Genomic DNA, 18,525 nt, shown 5'->3' on the forward strand with positions numbered 1-18,525 from the left:
ATGCGTCGTTTCGCCGGCCTGCTGTTCGGATTGATCCTGCTGGGAGGCGCCGCATGGGCGGATGAGGCCGCCGCGCCCTTGCCCAAGCTCAGGCTGGAGCCGGCGAGGGTGGCGGTGGCCGGTTTGTCTTCGGGGGCGTATATGGCCACCCAGGCGCAGATGGCGTATCCCGAGCTGTTTTCCGGGGCGGCCATGGTGGCGGGTGGCCCTTACGGTTGCGCGGCGGGTCGGCTGGACCTGGCGCTGAGTACCTGCATGAAAGGCGTGCCGGCGCCCGACGCAGCCGCCCTGGTGGCACGCGCCCGGCAGCGCTCGGCAGCGGGCGAGATCGGTCCGTTGAAGGATCTGGCGCATGCCCGGGTCTACCTGCTGCATGGCAAGGACGATGCGCTGGTGGCGCCGGCCGTCGCCGAGGCGGGCGCACGGTTCTACCAGCTGTTGCGCGATGGCGAGCCCGGCCTGAAGACGATGCAGGTGCATGACGATGGCGACCGCGCGTTTGCGCACAATCTGCCGATCGCGGCCATCGGTGACGACTGCGACAAGTCGGTGTCGCCCTATCTTGGCCACTGCGGTTTCGATGCGGCCGGTGAAATCTTCAGCCAGCTGTTCGGCAAGCCCGAGCACGCGGCCACCACGGCCAGGGGTGAATTGCGCCGCTTCGACCAGGACGCGTACCGTCCTGGCGGAACCGATGCGCTGCTGGCGAAGGAGGGCTACATCTACCTGCCGCCGGATTGCCTGGCCGGCAAGCCATGCGGCCTGCTGGTGGCATTCCACGGGTGCAAGCAGAATGCCGATGCGGTGGGCGAGGCCTTCGTGAAGGACGCGGGCTTCAACCGCTGGGCCGACGTGTACGACGTGGCGGTCCTGTATCCTCAGACCCGCGCGAGCACGGCGCCTTTGAATCCGCAGGCATGCTGGGACTGGTGGGGCTATTCCGGAACCGATTACGACAGCCGCCAGGGCGTGCAGTTGCGCTGGCTGGTCGGCGCCGTCAAGGCGCTGGGGTTGCCTCATTGATTCCAACCTCCCCACGGGGGAGAGGGCGTAGCGCGACGCCATGTTGACCGCCGGCACGATTACCGCCGCCGCGCTTATCTGGCTGGGCCTGCTGTTTGGCGTCGCGCTCATCGGCGAACGGCGCCCGGCGTTGTTCGAACGGCGCTGGTCGATCGTCTACGCGCTGTCGCTGGCCATCCACTGCACGTCGTGGACGTTCTATGGCACCGTCACCCAGGCCAGCCGCTCGGGCTGGTGGCTGCCGCCGACTTTCGTCGGCGCGATCCTGATGTATCTGTTCGCGGTGACGGTGCTGCGCCGGCTGGTGCAGCTGGCGCGCGACTACAACGCCGGTTCGCTGGCCGACCTCATCGCGGTGCGCTTGGGGCGGCATACCGGTCTGGCTGCCCTGGTCACGGTGGTGGTGTTGATCGGCATCGTGCCGTACATCGCCTTGCAGCTCAAAGCAGTGGCGATGAGTTACGGCATGCTCAGCCGGGGGCAGCTGTCCGAAACCGATCCCTGGCAGGACAGTGCGCTCTACGTGGCCTTGCTGATGGCGCTGTTCGCCATGCTGTTCGGCACGCGGCGCGCCTCCGTGATGGCACACAACCGCGGCCTGGTGCTGGCGATGGCGTTCGAGTCGCTGTTCAAGCTCGGCGCGATGCTGGCGTTGGGTACGTTGTTGCTCTCGCCGGCCAGTCGCCAGTTGATCGCCGCGGCGCCCACCCAGCACGACAGCAACGGATTTCCCGCGCTGATCCTGCTGGGCGCGCTGGCCATGTTCACGCTGCCGCACCAGTTCCATGCCGGCGTGGTGGAGTGTCGCGACAGTTCGCATCTGCGCACCGCGCGTTGGCTGTTTCCGCTGTACATGCTGCTGATCTCCTTGCCGATCCTGCCGCTGGCGCGATTGGGTGATGCATGGCTGGGGCCCGGTGGCGTGCCATCCGATCTCTACGTGCTGGCGCTGCCGCTGGCGCGCGGCCAGCACGGGCTGGCACTGCTGGCTTTTCTCGGCGGACTGAGCGCGGCCACCAGCATGGTGGTGGTGGCGACGCTGGCGTTGAGCCTGATGATCGTCAACCATTTCATCGCGCCGCTGCGGGTGCGTGCCGGCTGGGGGCGTGACGAGCAGGGTGACTTGCGTGGCGAAGTGATCAACCAGCGTCGTGTCGCCATCCTGGCGGTGATCCTGCTGGCCTGGGCCTACAGTCGTGTGCTGGCACGCAACGACGCGCTGGCCGATATCGGTGCGGTGTCCTTTTCCGCGCTGGCCGGCCTGGCGCCTGCGTTGCTGGCGGCCGTGTATCGGCCGCAGCTGGGGCCGCGCGCGGTGGCGGCCGGCCTCGCGGTGGGCACGCTGGTGTGGCTCTATGTGTTGCTGCCGACCATGCAGCCGCATGGCGGCGCCTGGCTGCACGAGGGGCCGCTGGGAGTGGCGTGGCTGGGACCGGACGGTTTGCTTGGACTGGATGACTGGAGTCGTCTGGGGCGTGCGGTGGTGCTTAGCCTGATCGCCAATGTGGCCACCATGGTCGCCGTGGCCGGCTCGCGTTTTGGCCGCTCACCGCGTGCGGTGAGCATGGGCGATATCGGGCTGATGGAATTGCGCGCGCTGGCCACCCGTTTTCTGCCGGCGGACCGCGTGGTTCATTTGTTCGATGACGCGGCGATGAGCGGTGCCGCCGGCAGCGCGCGCATTGCTGCGGTGGAGCATGAGCTGGCGGCGGTGATCGGCGCCTCTTCCGCGCGCCTGTTGCTGGAAGTGGTGCGCCAGCAGCGTCGCGACGAGCTGGATACGGTGGCGGCGATCGTGGGCGAAGCCGCGCAGGATCTGCGCTTCAACCAGCGCGTGCTGGAGGCGGCGCTGGAGAACATGAGCCAGGGCATTTGCGTGGTGGATGCGGAGCTGCGGCTGGTGGCGTGGAACAGCCGCTACGCCAGCCTGTTCGGTTATCCGCGCGAGCTGTTGCAGGTGGGGCGTCCGGTGGCCGATCTCACCCGCTACAACATCGACCGGGGCATGATTGGTCCCGGTGAATCCGACGCGCGCGTGCAGCGACGCCTCACCCATATGCGCGCGGGTACGCAGCATCTTTCCGAGCGGCGTTTTCCCGACGGCACCATGGTGGAGATTCGCGGCAATCCCATGCCCGGGGGCGGCTTCGTCGCCACCTTCACCGACGTCACCGCGTTCCGCCAGGCCGAGGCGGCGCTCAAGCGCGCCAACGAGACGCTGGAACTGCGCGTGGAAGAGCGCACGCGCGCCCTGGCGGCGGCCACCGCCGAGGCGCAGCGCGCCAACGAAGCCAAGAGTCGCTTCCTGGCGGCGGTCAGTCACGACCTGATGCAGCCACTGCACGCGGCCCAGCTGTTTGCGCACACGCTGGCCGAGCGCGGCAGCGATACCGCCACGACGCAGCATCTGCATGGTGCGTTGACCGCCACCGAGGGCTTGCTCGCCGGCCTGCTCGATATGGCGCGGCTGGAAGCCGGGCGCCTGCAACCGCAACCACGCGATTTCGCCCTGGCCGACGTGCTCGATCCGCTGGCGGCGGAGTTCCGCGCCCTGGCGGGTGATCGCGGCATCCGCTTCGACGTGGTGGGTACCCGGCAATGGGTGCATTCCGATCCGCAGCTGTTGCGCCGCGTGTTGCAGAACTTTCTTTCCAACGCGCTGCGCTATGCCGAGCGCGGGCGCGTACTGCTCGGCGTGCGGCGACACGGCGGGCGGGTGCAACTGCAGGTGTGGGACAACGGGCCGGGCATACCGCTGGCCGAGCAGCGGGGGATCTTCGAGGAATTTCGCCGCGGCAGCGCGGCAGGTGGGCAGGGCCTGGGGCTGGGCCTGTCGATCGCCCAGCGCATGGCGGCCTTGCTCGACCATCCGATCGGGCTGCGTTCGTGGAGCGGGCAGGGCAGTGTGTTCGAGCTGAGCGTGCCATGTGCGCAGCATCGGTCGCCAACGGCGGCCGTGGCGTTGGAACCCCAGCCGCTGCCCGCCGGACGCGCGCTGGTGCTCGACAACGAGCCGGCCGCGCTGTCCGCATTGAGCGTCCTGCTGACCGGCTGGGGCTGGCAGGTGCATGCCGCGCGCACGCTGGAGCAGGCGCGGGCCGCGCCCTGGCGTCCGGACCTGCATATCTTCGATTACCACCTGGATGCGGGGCGCACCGGGCTGGATGTGCTGCATGAACTGGGCGATGCCGCGCGCGATGTGCCGACTGTGATCCTCACCGCGGACCGCGATGGCGAACTGCGCCAGCGCCTGCTCGATCGTGGCCTTGGCGTGTTGTACAAGCCGCTCAAGCCGCTGGCGTTGCGACAGGTGTTGCAGCGCGTGGCGGTGGCGCGTGGGTGAGGTCTTGGCCTAGAGCCGCGTCGACTCGCTCAAATCCAGCGAGCGCAACATCACGCCCGCCTGCGTGCGGTTGCGCACGCCGAGCTTTTCGAAGATGGCGGTGACGTGCGCCTTCACCGTCCGTTCCTGGATGGCGAGGCGATCGGCGATCTGCTTGTTGAGCAGGCCTTCGCCCAGCAGGGCGAGCACGCGGTATTGCTGTTCGGTGAGGCGCGCCAGGCGCGTCGCCAGGTCAATATCCACGGGGTCGGCCGGCATGCTTGCCACGGCCTGCGCCAATGCGGGCGGCAGCCAGCTGCCGCAGTCGAGCACGTTGCGAATGGCGTCGGCGATTTCGACTGGGCTGGCGCTCTTGGGAATGAAGCCGGCGGCACCGTGGTCGAGCGCGCGGCGCACGGTGCGTGGTTCGTCATGCGCCGACACCACCAGCACCGCGACGCCCGGATGTTGTCCACGCAGCGTGGCCAATCCCGACAGCCCCTGGCTGCCGGGCATGTGCAGGTCCAGCAGCACCAGGTCGATGTCGGGGTCGGCGGCGAGTGTCTGCAGTGCTCCGGCAAGGTCCGCGGCCTCCATCACCGTGCAATCGGCCACGCTTTCCTGGGCGGCCTGGCGCAGCGCTGCGCGGAACAGGGGATGGTCGTCGGCGATCAGCAGGCGTGTCATGGCCGCCGACGTTAGCGGGGGGAACTGCCTACGTCGAGATCAGGAAGTCATGCCGTCACCCGGTGGCGACCCCCGGTGTGCTGGACTTTCGTACGATGGTGAGCGCGCTCCCACTTGTTAAGGTGGACGGCATGACCAATCCACTCTCTCGATGGATCCTGCTGCTCGCGCCGGTGCTGGCGTCGTGCGCGGCCACGCCCGCGACCAAGGAGTCCGGCATGCAAGTCCCTGATTTCGTGCATGGCGAGGTGCGCGTGACCGAACACCGCGCCGGCGACGATCTGCTCAGCGCGGGGCTGGGCCTGTCTGGCCTGGCGGCAGCGCCGGCGCCGTTTGCGCAGCCGTCCAAGCCCACGGCCGAGGAGCTGCGGCGACGGGCGATCCAGACCAGCTGGAAAGGCATTGCCGATCTCGGGCCGCTGGGCGGCTACGGCAGCGTGTATGGCGCCGTGCCCGATGTGCCGGGGCGCGAATACCAGGCGTTCGCCTGGATTCCCGGCGCCCGTTCGCCGCATCGCGTGCTGCTGCAGGTACCCGACCGCTTCGATCGTTCGCACCGTTGCCTGGTGGTGACGGCGTCGTCCGGCTCGCGCGGCATCTATGGCGCCATTGCGCTGGCTGGCGCGTGGGGCCTGCCGCGTGGTTGCGCCGTGGCCTATACGGACAAGGGCACCGGCGCGGGCTATTTCGATCTTGCCGACGACAGTGGCGTAGCATTGGACGGCACCCGGGCCAGGCGCGGCACCGCCACGCTGGAATTCGAGCCGGCGGCGGGCGCCCAGCACACCGGCGTTGCGGTCAAGCACGCGCATTCTGGCGACAACCCCGAAGCCGACTGGGGACGCCACGTGTTGCAGGCCGCCCGCTTCGGGTTGGCCATGCTCGATCGCGCCTTTCCCGACCAGGCGCCGTTCACGGCGCAGAACACGCGCATCATCGCCACCGGCCTTTCCAACGGTGGCGGCGCCGTGCTGCAGGCGGCGGGGCTCGATGACGACCATCTGCTGGCTGGCGTGGTATCGCTGGAGCCCAACGTGAACGTGCCGGGGCAGGGGCGCGCGCTGTACGACTACGCCACCGAAGCCTCGCTGTATCTGCCCTGCGCGCTGCTCGACAGCCGTTTCGACGCCACGCCGCTGGCCCGCACCCCCAAGGGCGAGCAGCCCGCCGCCTGGGCGCAGCGCTGCCATCAGTTGCATGAGCGGGGCCTGCTTGGTGGCGACCGCATCAGCGCGCAGGCCGCCGACGCCTACCAACGCCTGCATGCGCACGGCTGGAGCGACGAGGCGATGGCGACCGCCGCATCCACCACGTCGTTCGATGTGTGGCGCGCGGTGACCGCCGCTTACGCCTCGGCCTATATGCGGCGTGGACCGGACGATATGCCCTGCGGCTTCCACTACGCCGCGATGGCGGCGGATGGTGCGCCGGGTCCTGCCGTGCCGGCGGTGCGCGCCGCCTGGTGGGCCGACGCATCGGGTATTCCACCGGGCAATGGCGTGGGCCTGTATGGCGGCACCGACCACTCGCCCGATCCGGGCTTGCCGGGCGCCCTGTGCCTGCGCGCGCTGTGGGACGACACCGACGCCAGCACCCAGCCACTGCGCGACGGCGTGGCCGCCACCACGGTGAAGCCGCCGCGGGCCAGCCTGCCGCTATGGGTGGTGCATGGCGCCGCCGATGGGCTGCTGCCCACCGCCTTCACCTCCGAAGCCTACATGGCCTGGTTGCGTGCCAAGGGCGGGCATCCGCTGTATTGGAAGGTGCCCTACGCGCAGCATTTCGACGCCTTCCTCGCCCTGCCGGGTTTTGGCGACAAGCACGTGCCGCTGCTGCCTTATGGCTATGCCGCGCTGGACCGGATGTGGGCACATCTTTATGAGGGTGCCCCATGGCCGGCCCTGGTGCCGACGCCGGCGGCGCAGCCGCGCGGCACCGGTGCGCTGACGCCCGCCGCGCTGGACCTGCCCGCGCCCTGGACGGCAGGGCCCGGATGAGGCGGATTTTTGCGGCGAAGCAAGTCGCCGGGGGCCTGCAGCGGGCACCAGCTGGGGTATCCTTGCCGCCCCGCAGGGCGCCTGTGGCCGCGCGCTGCCTTTGCAAACAGGATTTCCGATGACCATCAACGTCACCTTCAACACCAACCGCGGTCCGATCCACCTGCGCCTGCATGAGGACAAGACCCCGGTGACCGTGGCCAGCTTCGTCAACCTGGCCCGTCGCGGCTACTACGATGGCCTGTCGTTCCATCGCGTGATCGCCGATTTCATGATCCAGGGCGGTTGCCCGGAAGGCAGCGGCCGTGGCGGTCCGGGCTACCGCTTCGAGGACGAGTTCGATCCCTCGCTGCGCCATGACAAGCCGGGCGTGCTGTCGATGGCCAATGCCGGTCCGCGCACCAACGGCAGCCAGTTCTTCATCACCCATGGCGCCACGCCGTGGCTGGACGGCAAGCACAGCGTGTTCGGCGAAGTGGTCGGTCCCGAGGACCAGGCCGTGGTCGACGCCATCCGCCAGGGCGACATCATCGAGAAGGTCACCCTGGAAGGCGACGTCGACGCGCTGCTGGCCGCCCAGGCCGATCGCGTGAAGGAATGGAACGCGGTGCTCGACGAGCGCGGCTAAGTTCATTCGTTGTATTGATGTGAAAAAGCCGCCATTCGCCGAATGGCGGCTTTTTCATGGGCAGATTGTCATGGCAGCGTACGGAGCCGGGGCCTAGAATCGAACAGCGCCACATGCCGCATGCTGTGTGTCATCCCATCCTCAAGGAGATGTAGCCATGTCATTTCTCAACGATTTGCTCGGTGGTGGTCAGGGCAATGCCGCCGGCGGTTCCTCGCTCATTGCGGTGGCGGGCCAGCTGATTGAAAAAGCAGGGGGCGTACAAGGCCTGGTGGCCGTGCTGCAGCAGCACGGGCTGGGCGAGGCGGCCCAGTCCTGGGTGGGCAGCGGTGCCAATCAGGCGGTGTCGAGCGACCAGCTGGGCCAGGCCCTGCAAAATGGCGGGCTGGGGCCGCTGGTGCAGGAGGCGGCCGGCAAGCTCGGCGTCGATCCCGGCCAGTTGCTTGGCCAGCTGTCGCAGGTGCTGCCCCATGCCGTGGACCACCTCACGCCGGATGGCCAGGTGCCCACGCAGGCCACGGGTGGCCTCGACCTGGGTTCGCTGGCCTCGCTGGCCGGCAAGCTGTTCGGCGGCGGCAACCAGACGGCCTGAGCCCGGCCTGGCCAAGCGGACATCGGCGACGCGCAACGCGTCGCCGATGTTTCAACACGATCAGGCGGTGACGTTGCGCCTGAACAGCAGGTGATAAATCACCAGCAGGATCACCGCTCCGGCGATCGATCCCAGGAAATGCACGAACCCGGCATCGCCCCACCATCCCAGTTTTTCGCCGATATAGGTGGAAATGAACGAACCGGCGATACCCAGGATGGCGGTGATGATCCAGCCCATCGCTTCTTTGCCAGGCGTCAGTGCCTTGGCGATCACACCCACTACCAGACCGACAATGAATACCCAGAGCCAATGCATATTCGCGAGTCCTTGATCAGCGTTTGAAAGGCATCCTTGAATGGTCGTGCCGAGCCGCCTCCGCGTGCTCGCTACCTCCTATTACCCCCTCCCAGGCCAGGCGACAGGCGGCTTGTGCATCATGCACTTGTCCGCGATGACACGCACGTAGCCCAGCCGACAGGGCGCTTTTGCATCCCGGGCGGGCGGATGACGCGCCGCCACATGCTAAAATCGCCGGGTTTGCTGCCTTCGTTCCCCCGTATACGAGGAAGTCATGCCTCAGCTCGCCCAGCGCGTCGGCCGTGCCAAGCCCAGCGCCATCATGGTCATCGCCGAGAAGGCCAAGCAGCTCAAGGCTGCCGGTCGCGACATCATCAGCTTCTCCATCGGCGTCCCCAATTTTCTTCCTGGCGAGCATGTGTACGCCGCCGCGCGCGACTCGTTGAAGGGTGACAGCGGCCAGTACGGCAGCAACCGTGGCGCCGATGCGCTGCTCGATGCGTTCCTGGCGCATATCGAAAAACTCGGCTTCAACGGTTATGGCCGCGCCAATCTCTCCATTGGCATCGGCGCCAAGCAGGTGCTGTACAACCTGGCCGAGGCGCTGCTGGACGAGGGCGACGAAATCGCCTTTGCCGCGCCGTACTGGACCACTTACCGCGACATCGCGGACATCGTCGGCGCCAAGGCCAACGTGCTGCATTGCGGCCCGGACCAGAACTACAAGCTCACGCCGGCGCAGCTCGATGCCGCACTGGCGCGCAAGCCGAAGGTGTTTCTGTTCAACAATCCGTCCAACCCCACCGGCATGGTCTATACGCGCGATGAAATCGCCGCGCTGGCCGAGGTGCTGGTGAAGTATCCGGACACCTGGATCATCACCGACGACATCTACAACTCGATGGTGTTCGACGGCATCGGCTATCACAATTTCGTGCATGTGAAGCCGGAACTGAAGGACCGTTTGATCTTTGTCGATTCGGTGTCCAAGACGTATGGCATGCCGGGCTGGCGCGTAGGTTTGCTGGCCGGCCCCGAGGCGGTGGCCAAGGCCATCACCACGCTCAACTCCAACCACATCACCAGCCTGCCCGAAGTGATCACCGCAGCCGCGGTGGCCGCGTTCGCCGGCCCGCAGGATATTCCGCAGGCCAAGTGCGAGGAATTCGCCGGCAAGCGCGACATCGTGGTGAAGGCGCTGGGCGCGATTGCCGGCGTGGTGTGCCCGCGCCCGCAGGGCGCGTTCTATGCCTTCCCGGATATTTCCGTGGCCTTCGGCAAGAGCCATCACGGCGTGCGTATCGACAGCGACGTCGATTTCTGCGCCGCGCTGCTCGACGCCAAGGGCGTGGCCTGCGTGCCGGGCTCGGCCTTCGGCGAACCGCGTGCCATGCGCATTTCCTACACCTGTCCCACGGCACAATTGCAGCCTGGGCTGGAACGCATCCAGGCGTTCTTCGCTGAACTGACCTGATGGTCTTGGGGCCCGTGCCACCTCCGGCATGGGCCTTGTCTTATGTACGTTAGCCCAAGTTGAAGGAGTTACCCCGATGAAAGCCCCCGTTCGTGTTGCCGTTACCGGCGCTGCCGGCCAGATCGGTTACGCCCTGCTGTTCCGCATTGCCGCTGGCGACATGCTGGGCCCGGACCAGCCGGTGATCCTGCACCTGCTGGAAATCACCCCGGCGCTGCCCGCCCTGCAGGGTGTGGTGATGGAGCTCAACGACTGCGCGTTCCCGACGCTGGCCGGCGTGGTCGCCACCGATGACCTCAACGTCGCCTTCAAGGACGTCGACTATGCCCTGCTGGTGGGTGCGCGTCCGCGCGGCCCGGGCATGGAGCGCAAGGATCTGCTCGAAGCCAATGGCGCCATCTTCGGCCCGCAGGGCAAGGCGCTGAACGACCACGCCAAGCGCGACGTGCGCGTGCTGGTGGTGGGCAACCCGGCCAACACCAATGCGCTGATCGCCCAGCAGAACGCACCGGACCTCGATCCGAAGTGCTTCACCGCGATGGTCCGCCTGGACCACAACCGCGCGCTGTCGCAGCTGGCCGAGAAGACCGGCAAGCACAGCACCGACATCAAGAAGATGACCATCTGGGGCAACCACAGCTCCACCCAGTACCCGGACCTGCACCACACCACCGTGGACGGCAAGCCGGCGCTGTCGCTGGTCGACCAGGCCTGGTACGAGAGCGATTTCATCCCGACCGTGCAGCAGCGCGGCGCGGCCATCATCAAGGCGCGCGGCGCCTCCTCGGCCGCCTCGGCCGCGTCGGCCGCCATCGACCACATGCGTACGTGGGCGCTGGGCACGGCGGAAGGCGACTGGGTCTCGATGGGCATCCCGTCCGATGGTTCCTACGGCATCGCCCCGGGCGTGATCTACGGCTACCCGGTGACGGTGAAGAACGGCAAGTACGAGATCGTGCAGGGCCTGGAAGTGAACAGTTTCTCGCGCGCCCGCATGGATGCCACCGACAAGGAACTGTGCGAAGAGCGCGCCGGCGTCGAGCATCTGTTCGCCAAGAAGTAAGCGGTCCCAGTAGTTTGGCAAGAAGGGCGGCCTTGGCCGCCCTTCTTTTTGGATGCCCCCGCAGCGCGTCGCTGCTTTGCGCGGTAAGGGTCAAGCCTCTCCGCATGGCAGCGCTTCATGGTTAAATCTGTTGATCCTCGACCGGAACCTGGACATGAAGCAACTTATTGCGATCGCCACCTGCTGCGCACTACTGACCGCCTGCGGCGGTACCCACGGCCTGCGTGACAGCACGCCCAAGCTGAGCAGCAAAACCAACAAGGACATTCCGACCTACCTCGAATGCGTGCGCGCGAAGTGGGCCGAGACGGCTGAAGTGAGCATGTCGCACAAGGACCAGGCCGGCACGCTGTCGGGCAACGACAAGGCTGGCGCGCATGAGCTGCTCAACGTGACGGCCGACGGGACCGGCGCGCAGGTGATGATGTACGAGCGACAGGACGTCAAGAAGGACTACAACTCCGCCTATCGCGACGCGGCCGTTTCCTGCCTCTGATGCGGGCGGCGCGTGATGGCCGCACCACGGTCATCCGCCCTTTTCGACTCGACCAAGGTCGCAAGGCCCGTTTCGTGCCGCTGATCTAGGCTAGCCTGGATCAGCAGCCGAAAGAGGACGGGAGCGATGCGCTACGAGGAGTTCTACCAGCGTTCGGTGGAGCAGCCGGAAGCTTTCTGGGCCGAACAGGCGCAGCGTATCCATTGGCACACGCCACCGCGCCAGATCCTCGACAACAGCCATCCGCCGTTTCGCCGCTGGTTCGTCGGTGGCACCACCAATCTCTGCTACAACGCCATCGATCGGCATCTGGACGAGCGCGGCGGCCAGCTCGCGCTGGTGGCCATTTCCAGCGAGACCGGCGTCACCCGCGAGCTCACCTATCGCGACCTGTATCGCGAAGTGAATACCTTTGCGGCCGTGCTTGCCTCGCTGGGCGTGGGCAAGGGCGATCGCGTGGTCATCTACATGCCCAACATCGCCGAGGCGGTGTTTGCCATGCTTGCCTGCGCGCGCATCGGTGCGATCCATTCCGTGGTGTTCGGCGGTTTTGCCGCGCACAACCTGGCGCTGCGCATCGAGGATGCGCAGCCGACGCTGCTGATTGCCGCCGACGCCGGCATGCGCGGTGGCAAGGTGATTCCCTACAAGCCGTTGATCGACGCTGCGCTGGAGGAGGCGAGCCAGCGGCCGTCGCACGTGTTGATCGTCGACCGTGGGCTCGATCCGCAGATGACGCGCGTGGCCGGTCGCGACCTCGACTACGCCAGCCTGCGAGCTTCCTACGAAGGGGCGCAGGTGCCGGTGACCTGGCTGGAGTCGAACGAGCCCAGTTACCTGCTGTATACCTCGGGCACCACCGGCAAGCCCAAGGGCATCCAGCGTGATGTGGGGGGCTATGCGGTGGCGATGGCGCTGTCCATCACCACGGTGTTCGATATCGCGCCGGGCCAGGTGATGTTCTCCACCTCCGACGTGGGCTGGGCAGTGGGCCACTCCTACAATGTCTACGGGCCGCTGATCGGCGGCGCGACGTCGCTGCTGTACGAAGGCCTGCCCACGCATCCCGATCCTGGCATCTGGTGGCGACTGTGCGAGCGCTACGGCGTGCGCACCATGTTTTCCTCGCCCACCGGCATCCGCGTGCTGAAGAAGCAGGATGCCAGCTGGCTGAAGAAGTACGACCTGTCCAGGCTCAAATGGTTGTTCCTTGCCGGCGAACCGTTGGACGAGCCGACGGCGGAGTGGATCACGCAAGGCCTGGGCGTGCCGGTGATCGACAACTATTGGCAGACCGAAACCGGCTGGCCGGCCATCACGCTGATGCCGGGCCTTGACTTGAAGCCGGTGAAGTTCGGGTCGCCGGGCCTGCCCAGTCCGGGCTATCGCATGAAGGTGATCGACGAGGCTACCGGCGAGGAACTGCCGCCGCATCAAAAGGGCGTGCTGGTGTTCGAGCCACCGTTGCCGCCGGGTTGCCTCACCACGGTGTGGCGCGACGACGAGCGTTACATCAGCAGCTACTTCAGCCATTTCCATGAACTGCTCTACAGCTCGCTGGATTGGGCTATCCGCGACGAGAATGGCTACACCACCATCCTGGGTCGCACCGACGACGTCATCAACGTGGCGGGGCATCGCCTGGGCACGCGCGAGATCGAGGAGTCGGTGTCCACCCATCCGGCCTGCGCGGAAGCCGCCGTGGTGGGCGTACATGACGAGCTGAAAGGGCAGGTGCCGGTGGTGTTCGCCACGCTTCGGCAGGGCGTCCATGAAACCCACGGCGACGTTGCGCGCGCCATGCAGCAGCGCGTGGTCGATCAGCTCGGTGGCGTGGCGCGGCCCGCCCGCATCTACGTGGTCAACGCCTTGCCCAAGACGCGCTCCGGCAAGCTGTTGCGTCGCTCGCTGCAGGCGCTGGTGCAGCACACCGACCCAGGCGATCTGTCGACGCTGGATGATCCGAACGCGCTGGAAGAGGTGCGGCGTGCGCTGGAGCGCGAGCCGGACAGCTGATCGGCTCGCGCGTTCAATCCTTGCGTCGCGGCAGGTTGCCGGCGTAGTTGGCGCGCGGGCGAATGAGTCCGCCGTAGTCCTGTTGTTCCAGTGCGTGGGCGAGCCAGCCAGCCATGCGTCCCGCGGCGAACAGCGACAAGGCGGCATCGGTGCCCAGTTCGTACAGCGAGGCGATCGCGGCGAGGGCAAAGTCGAGGCTGGGTTCGCGGCCGCTGCATTCCTTCACGGCGTCGATCAGCTGGCGGATGCGCGCCAGACCGGGGCGTCGCGGACGTATCTCATCGAGCATCGCCAACAGCAGCGCCGCGCGCGGATCGCCCTCCGGATACAGCGGATGGCCGAAGGCGGGCAGTTCGTCGCCACGACGCAGGCGATCCCGTACGTGGTCGGCGAGGCGGCGCTCGCGCAACGCCTGCTGGATGAACGCATGTGCGCGTGCGGCCGCCCCGCCATGTTGTGGCCCTGACAGCGCCGCCAATCCCGCGCCCACCGCCGCGTGCAGGCCAGCGCCGGTGGAGGCCGCCACGCGCGTGGCGAAGGCCGAGGCATTGAGTTCGTGATCCGCGCACAGCACCAGCGTGCTTCGCACCAGCGCGGCGAACGCCGCATCGCCACGATGCCAGCCATCGGCCATCAGGCGATGGACCGGGCGCCGGTCAGGGCGTGTGGCGCACAGCAGGGCGGCCGTTTGCCGCAGCAGCTGGGCCGCGCATTCGCGGCGCTGGACGGCGTCCATGCCGTGGATGAAGGGGCTGGACAGCCCCAGTAGCGGCAACGCCGCCATCGTGCGTTCCAGTGGTGGCAGGCCGCGTTGTCGCAACAGAAGCGCGACCGGGGCTGGCCATTGGCTGGGCGGCGCGTTGGCGAACGGGTCGACATTGCCGTCCCATAGCAGCCGGGCCACGTCTTCCAGGCTGGCGCCGTCGCGCGCGAGTGCGATGGCGGATTCGCCACGGTAGTAGTGTCCTTGCGGGCGGATCAGCGAGATGCGCGTCTCCAGCACCGGCAGGCCCCAGGTGAGGCTGTGCGCGGCGCCCTGGGCCGCGCCTCGCCCGGCCTGTCGCCGTTCGATCAGGCGCTCGATGTCGTCAGCCCGGTACTCGCGGCTGCGTCCGTCGGCGCCGGGACGCGAGTCGAGCTTTCCCCGGCTGACGTAGGCGTACAGCGTGGCAGCACTTACCCCGAGGCGGGTGGCGGCTTCGCGGGCGGATAAATAGTCGACGCGCATGACGACATATTGATCCTATCGATCAAGATTGATCAATACATCGGACGGTGACACAGTGATCGGCATCGCCGTAGCGCTTACTGCGCCGCGACATGGCGTTGCCAGTGCATCGCCTACAATACGAGATTTCGGAGAATCATCATGTCCCTACCCGAATCTGCCGGCACGCGCTTCCGCGCCGCCGTCGCCGCCGAAAAGCCCCTCCAGGTGATGGGCGCCATCACCGCCTACGCCGGCCTGATGGCCAAGCGCGTGGGCTACAAGGCCCTGTATCTCTCCGGCGGCGGCGTCGCCGCCAACTCGCTGGGCATGCCGGACCTCGGCATCTCCACCATGGAAGACGTGCTCACCGATGCGCGTCGCATCGTGGACGCCACCCAGATGCCGTTGCTGGTGGATATCGATACCGGTTGGGGCGGCGCCTTCAACATTGGTCGCACCATCCGTTCGTTCATCAACGTGGGCGTGGCCGCGGTGCACATCGAGGATCAGGTCGGCCAGAAGCGTTGCGGCCACCGTCCGGGCAAGGAAGTGGTGGCCAAGGACGAGATGGTCGACCGCGTGAAGGCCGCCGTCGATGCCCGCACCGATCCCGGTTTCGTCATCATGGCGCGTACCGACGCCGCCGCGGTGGAAGGCATCGACGCGGCCATCGACCGTGCCTGCGCCTATGTCGAGGCGGGCGCCGACATGATCTTCCCCGAGGCGATGAAGACGCTGGACGACTACCGTCGTTTCAAGGCGGCGGTGAAAGTGCCGATCCTGGCCAACCTCACCGAGTTCGGTTCCACGCCGTTCTTCACCACCGACGAGCTGCGCGACGCCAACGTGGACATTGCGCTGTATTGCTGCGGCGCCTATCGCGCCATGAACAAGGCAGCGCTGAACTTCTACGAGACGGTGCGTCGCGAGGGCACGCAGAAGAACATCATCGATACGCTGCAGACGCGCGAACAGCTCTACGACTTCCTCGGCTATCACGCCTACGAGGACAAGCTCGACAGTCTGTTCGCCAACAAGAAAGCCTGAGCACCCCACACCCATGGGCCGGTCCGAGGCATCGTCGCCGCGGGCGGCCACAGTCGCATGCATTGAGGAGACCTATCCGATGAGCGAGCAAACCCTTCCCAAGCCCAAGAAATCCGTCGCCCTGTCCGGCGTGGCCGCGGGCAACACCGCGCTGTGCACGGTGGGGCGCAGCGGCAACGACCTGCATTACCGCGGTTACGACATCCACGACCTGGCGGCCAAGGGTTGCTTCGAGGAAGTGGCCTACCTGCTGGTCCACGGGGTACTGCCCAACTGGGCCGAGCTCAACGCCTACCGCGCCAGGCTCAAGCGTCTGCGTGGCCTGCCGGCGCCGGTAAAGAGCGCACTGGAGCTGCTGCCGGCCGCCACGCATCCGATGGACGTGTTGCGCACGGGCTGCTCGGTGCTCGGCACCGTGCTGCCGGAGAAGGACGACCACAACGTCACCGGCGCACGCGACATCGCCGATCGCCTGATGGCCAGCTTCGGCTCCATGCTGCTGTACTGGTTTCACTTCAGCCACAACGGCAAGCGCATCGAGACCGAGACCGACGACGAGTCGATCGCCGGCCATTTCCTGAACCTGCTGCATGGCAAGAAGCCGAGCGAGCTGCACGCGCACTCGCTGGACAAGTCGCTGATCCTGTACGCCGAGCACGAGTTCAACGCGTCCACCTTTACCGCCCGCGTCATCGCCGGTACCGGTTCGGACATCTACTCGGCCATCACCGGCGCCATCGGTGCGTTGCGTGGCCCCAAGCACGGCGGCGCCAACGAAGTGGCGATGGAGATCATCGCACGCTATCGCAACGCGGCGGAGGCAGAGGCGGATATCCGCGCCCGCGTGGAGCGCAAGGAGATCATCATCGGCTTCGGCCACCCGGTCTACACCGTGTCCGATCCGCGCAACGAGATCATCAAGGAAGTGTCGCGCAAGCTGTGCACCGAAGGCGGCAACCCGACGCTGTTCGACGTGTCGGAGAAGATCGAGAAGCTGATGTGGGAACAGAAGAAAATGTTCCCCAACCTCGACTGGTTCTCGGCCAGCGCGTATCACATGATGGGCGTGCCGACGGCCATGTTCACCCCGTTGTTCGTGATCGCCCGCACTTCCGGCTGGAGCGCGCACGTGATCGAGCAGCGCGAGGACGGCAAGATCATCCGTCCCAGCGCCAACTACACCGGTCCCGAAGACCAGGCCTACGTGCCGATCGAAAAGCGCTGAAAGCATCAGCGCGACGTATGAAGAGAGGGAGCCATCGGCTCCCTCTTTTTTTGCTTCTTTCGTTACGGTTCAGGACCCTGTACGACATTGCTATCGTTTTGTGTGCAGGGGTGTAACGCCGGTGATACACACGATCCGCTGCGAGAGGTGGCATGCGGAATATGCCGCAACCCGCTGATTGAGTGACTCATGGCTTTTCGTTTATGGATCCCTACGCCGCCGCATGTTCAGCCGTGGGTGTAACAGCCATGAATCACCTGGGGATTGGGCAAGCCTGGCCAAAGCCAGACTCACTGTGCATGAGTCCATTCAAACGGCTGATTTCATGGACATCACGGGTGAGCACATAGTTACCGGCGAGGTGGCACGCATGTTGCGATCACCACGTGCTGGGTCGGCAACACCAGTACCACAGGGGGTCACCGCGTCGTTCCAGGAGTAATGACTATGCGTAAGACTCTAATAGCTACCGCGATCGTGCTGGGGCTGGGTTTGACTCTCCCCGCATTTGCGGACGACAACACTTCTCATGGCACCAGCAATCTCACTGATTCAAGAACCAACACCAATACCAACTCCAGTACGCATACCAATACCAACTCGAGTACGCATACCAAGACCTTGACGGATGCGCTGAACTCGGGTGAATCCGATGCAACCGGGCAGGGCAGCGCGGCCGCCAACAACGGCGGTTCGGCCAGCGCCAATGTATCCGACGCGTTCAACAAGGACATCGCGATCGCCAATAGCGATCTCTCCGGCTATGTAACCAACGTGACCGTGTCCGGTATCGGCAACGCGGCAACCAATAACGGCGCAGCCAGTGGCGGTCGCGGCGCCGGCGGCGGCAAGGGCATTGGCGGCACGGCCATCGGCGGCTTTGGCGGCAGTGGCGGCGATGGCGGCGACGCTTTTTCGCATAGTGGCAAGGCCGGCGGATCGGGCGCGGCCTCGGGTGACGCGGGTGCTCTCAGTGCGTCGCTGGGCGGCTTCTCCAATGGCGGCGACTCCGGTGACGCCAGCAGCCACGCGCACAATCACGGCACAGGTACGGCTAGTGGTGGCACCAACAGTTCGGGCGCCGGCGGCGAATCGACCGGCGGATCGGGTGGTGCCGGCACCTCGACGGGCACCAGCGGCTATGCAAGCGCGACTGGCGGAACCAGTGGCGAGTCCACGGCTGATGCCGGTGGTGGCGGCGCTGGTGGCTCAGGCACCGGCGGTACCGGCGGCGAAGGTTCGGGCGGCGCGGGTGGCGCAGGCGGCGCGGGCGGCACGGCTTATGCCAACGCTGGCAACTTCGATATGTCCAACCAGATGAACGGTTCCGCTGCGGCAGCGGCGGGTGTCTCGATCCTTGCCCAGAACAGCGGTGCGGCATCGCTGGTACAGCAGAGTGTGAACGTTCAGGCCAACCTGAACTTCTCGCATTAAGTGATGGTAGC

At 66.5% G+C, this 18,525-nt stretch carries 15 protein-coding genes; 12 read left to right on the forward strand and 3 right to left on the reverse strand.

Going from position 1 to position 18,525, the window contains the following annotated elements:
* The gene (locus tag MJ606_RS13885; RefSeq protein WP_243050130.1) at positions 1-1,023 is read left to right on the forward strand and encodes a PHB depolymerase family esterase; all 1,023 of its coding nucleotides are present in this window, start codon (positions 1-3) and stop codon (positions 1,021-1,023) included.
* A gap of 40 nt (positions 1,024-1,063) precedes the next feature.
* A complete protein-coding gene (locus MJ606_RS13890; RefSeq protein ID WP_243050131.1) occupies positions 1,064-4,366 on the forward strand; it encodes a PAS-domain containing protein in 3,303 nt (1,100 codons plus the stop codon).
* Positions 4,367-4,375: 9 nt separating this feature from the next.
* Here the strand turns inward: MJ606_RS13890 and MJ606_RS13895 are convergent, their stop codons facing one another.
* Entirely contained in the window at positions 4,376-5,032 is a 657-nt protein-coding gene (locus tag MJ606_RS13895) for a response regulator transcription factor (RefSeq protein ID WP_243050132.1), read from the reverse strand.
* 131 nt (positions 5,033-5,163) lie between these two features.
* Between MJ606_RS13895 and MJ606_RS13900 the strand changes: the two genes are divergently transcribed.
* The 3 genes from MJ606_RS13900 (at position 5,164) to MJ606_RS13910 (ending at position 8,249) form a co-directional block, all read left to right on the forward strand.
* The gene (locus tag MJ606_RS13900; protein ID WP_243050133.1) at positions 5,164-7,029 is read left to right on the forward strand and encodes a D-(-)-3-hydroxybutyrate oligomer hydrolase; all 1,866 of its coding nucleotides are present in this window, start codon (positions 5,164-5,166) and stop codon (positions 7,027-7,029) included.
* 118 nt (positions 7,030-7,147) lie between these two features.
* On the forward strand, positions 7,148-7,657 hold the full coding sequence (locus tag MJ606_RS13905; RefSeq protein WP_243050134.1) for a peptidylprolyl isomerase: 510 nt from the start codon (positions 7,148-7,150) through the stop codon (positions 7,655-7,657).
* Positions 7,658-7,814: 157 nt separating this feature from the next.
* On the forward strand, positions 7,815-8,249 hold the full coding sequence (locus MJ606_RS13910) for a YidB family protein (protein WP_243050135.1): 435 nt from the start codon (positions 7,815-7,817) through the stop codon (positions 8,247-8,249).
* Between the two features lie 60 nt (positions 8,250-8,309).
* Here MJ606_RS13910 and MJ606_RS13915 read toward each other — a convergent pair whose 3' ends face one another.
* Positions 8,310-8,567 (reverse strand): GlsB/YeaQ/YmgE family stress response membrane protein, encoded by a 258-nt coding sequence (locus MJ606_RS13915; protein WP_243050136.1) that lies wholly within the window; start codon positions 8,565-8,567, stop codon positions 8,310-8,312.
* A gap of 256 nt (positions 8,568-8,823) precedes the next feature.
* On the opposite strand from MJ606_RS13915, the gene MJ606_RS13920 reads away from it, so the two are divergent.
* The 4 genes from MJ606_RS13920 to prpE all read left to right on the forward strand — a co-directional run bounded on the left by MJ606_RS13920 (position 8,824) and on the right by prpE (position 13,598).
* The gene (locus tag MJ606_RS13920; RefSeq protein ID WP_243050137.1) at positions 8,824-10,023 is read left to right on the forward strand and encodes an aminotransferase class I/II-fold pyridoxal phosphate-dependent enzyme; all 1,200 of its coding nucleotides are present in this window, start codon (positions 8,824-8,826) and stop codon (positions 10,021-10,023) included.
* 76 nt (positions 10,024-10,099) lie between these two features.
* Positions 10,100-11,086: a malate dehydrogenase gene (locus MJ606_RS13925; RefSeq protein WP_243050138.1), complete on the forward strand. Its 987-nt coding sequence runs from the start codon at positions 10,100-10,102 to the stop codon at positions 11,084-11,086.
* A 154-nt stretch (positions 11,087-11,240) separates the two neighbouring features.
* Positions 11,241-11,582: a hypothetical protein gene (locus MJ606_RS13930; protein WP_243050139.1), complete on the forward strand. Its 342-nt coding sequence runs from the start codon at positions 11,241-11,243 to the stop codon at positions 11,580-11,582.
* Between the two features lie 99 nt (positions 11,583-11,681).
* Positions 11,682-13,598 carry a propionate--CoA ligase gene (gene prpE / locus MJ606_RS13935; RefSeq protein ID WP_343214824.1) on the forward strand — a complete coding sequence of 639 codons (1,917 nt, stop codon included), beginning with the start codon at positions 11,682-11,684 and terminating at the stop codon, positions 13,596-13,598.
* Between the two features lie 13 nt (positions 13,599-13,611).
* Here prpE and MJ606_RS13940 read toward each other — a convergent pair whose 3' ends face one another.
* On the reverse strand, positions 13,612-14,826 hold the full coding sequence (locus MJ606_RS13940) for a citrate synthase family protein (protein ID WP_243050141.1): 1,215 nt from the start codon (positions 14,824-14,826) through the stop codon (positions 13,612-13,614).
* A 141-nt stretch (positions 14,827-14,967) separates the two neighbouring features.
* Between MJ606_RS13940 and prpB the strand changes: the two genes are divergently transcribed.
* The 3 genes from prpB (at position 14,968) to MJ606_RS18330 (ending at position 18,514) form a co-directional block, all read left to right on the forward strand.
* Positions 14,968-15,855: a methylisocitrate lyase gene (gene prpB / locus MJ606_RS13945; RefSeq protein WP_243050142.1), complete on the forward strand. Its 888-nt coding sequence runs from the start codon at positions 14,968-14,970 to the stop codon at positions 15,853-15,855.
* A gap of 79 nt (positions 15,856-15,934) precedes the next feature.
* Positions 15,935-17,080, forward strand: a complete 1,146-nt coding sequence (gene prpC, locus MJ606_RS13950; RefSeq protein WP_243050143.1) for a 2-methylcitrate synthase — start codon at positions 15,935-15,937, stop codon at positions 17,078-17,080.
* Positions 17,081-17,527: 447 nt separating this feature from the next.
* The gene (locus MJ606_RS18330) at positions 17,528-18,514 is read left to right on the forward strand and encodes a hypothetical protein (protein ID WP_279236886.1); all 987 of its coding nucleotides are present in this window, start codon (positions 17,528-17,530) and stop codon (positions 18,512-18,514) included.
* The last annotated feature ends 11 nt before the right edge of the window (positions 18,515-18,525 follow it).

The organism is Dyella sp. RRB7, from assembly GCF_022761115.1.
In the GTDB taxonomy this organism is placed as follows: domain Bacteria; phylum Pseudomonadota; class Gammaproteobacteria; order Xanthomonadales; family Rhodanobacteraceae; genus Dyella.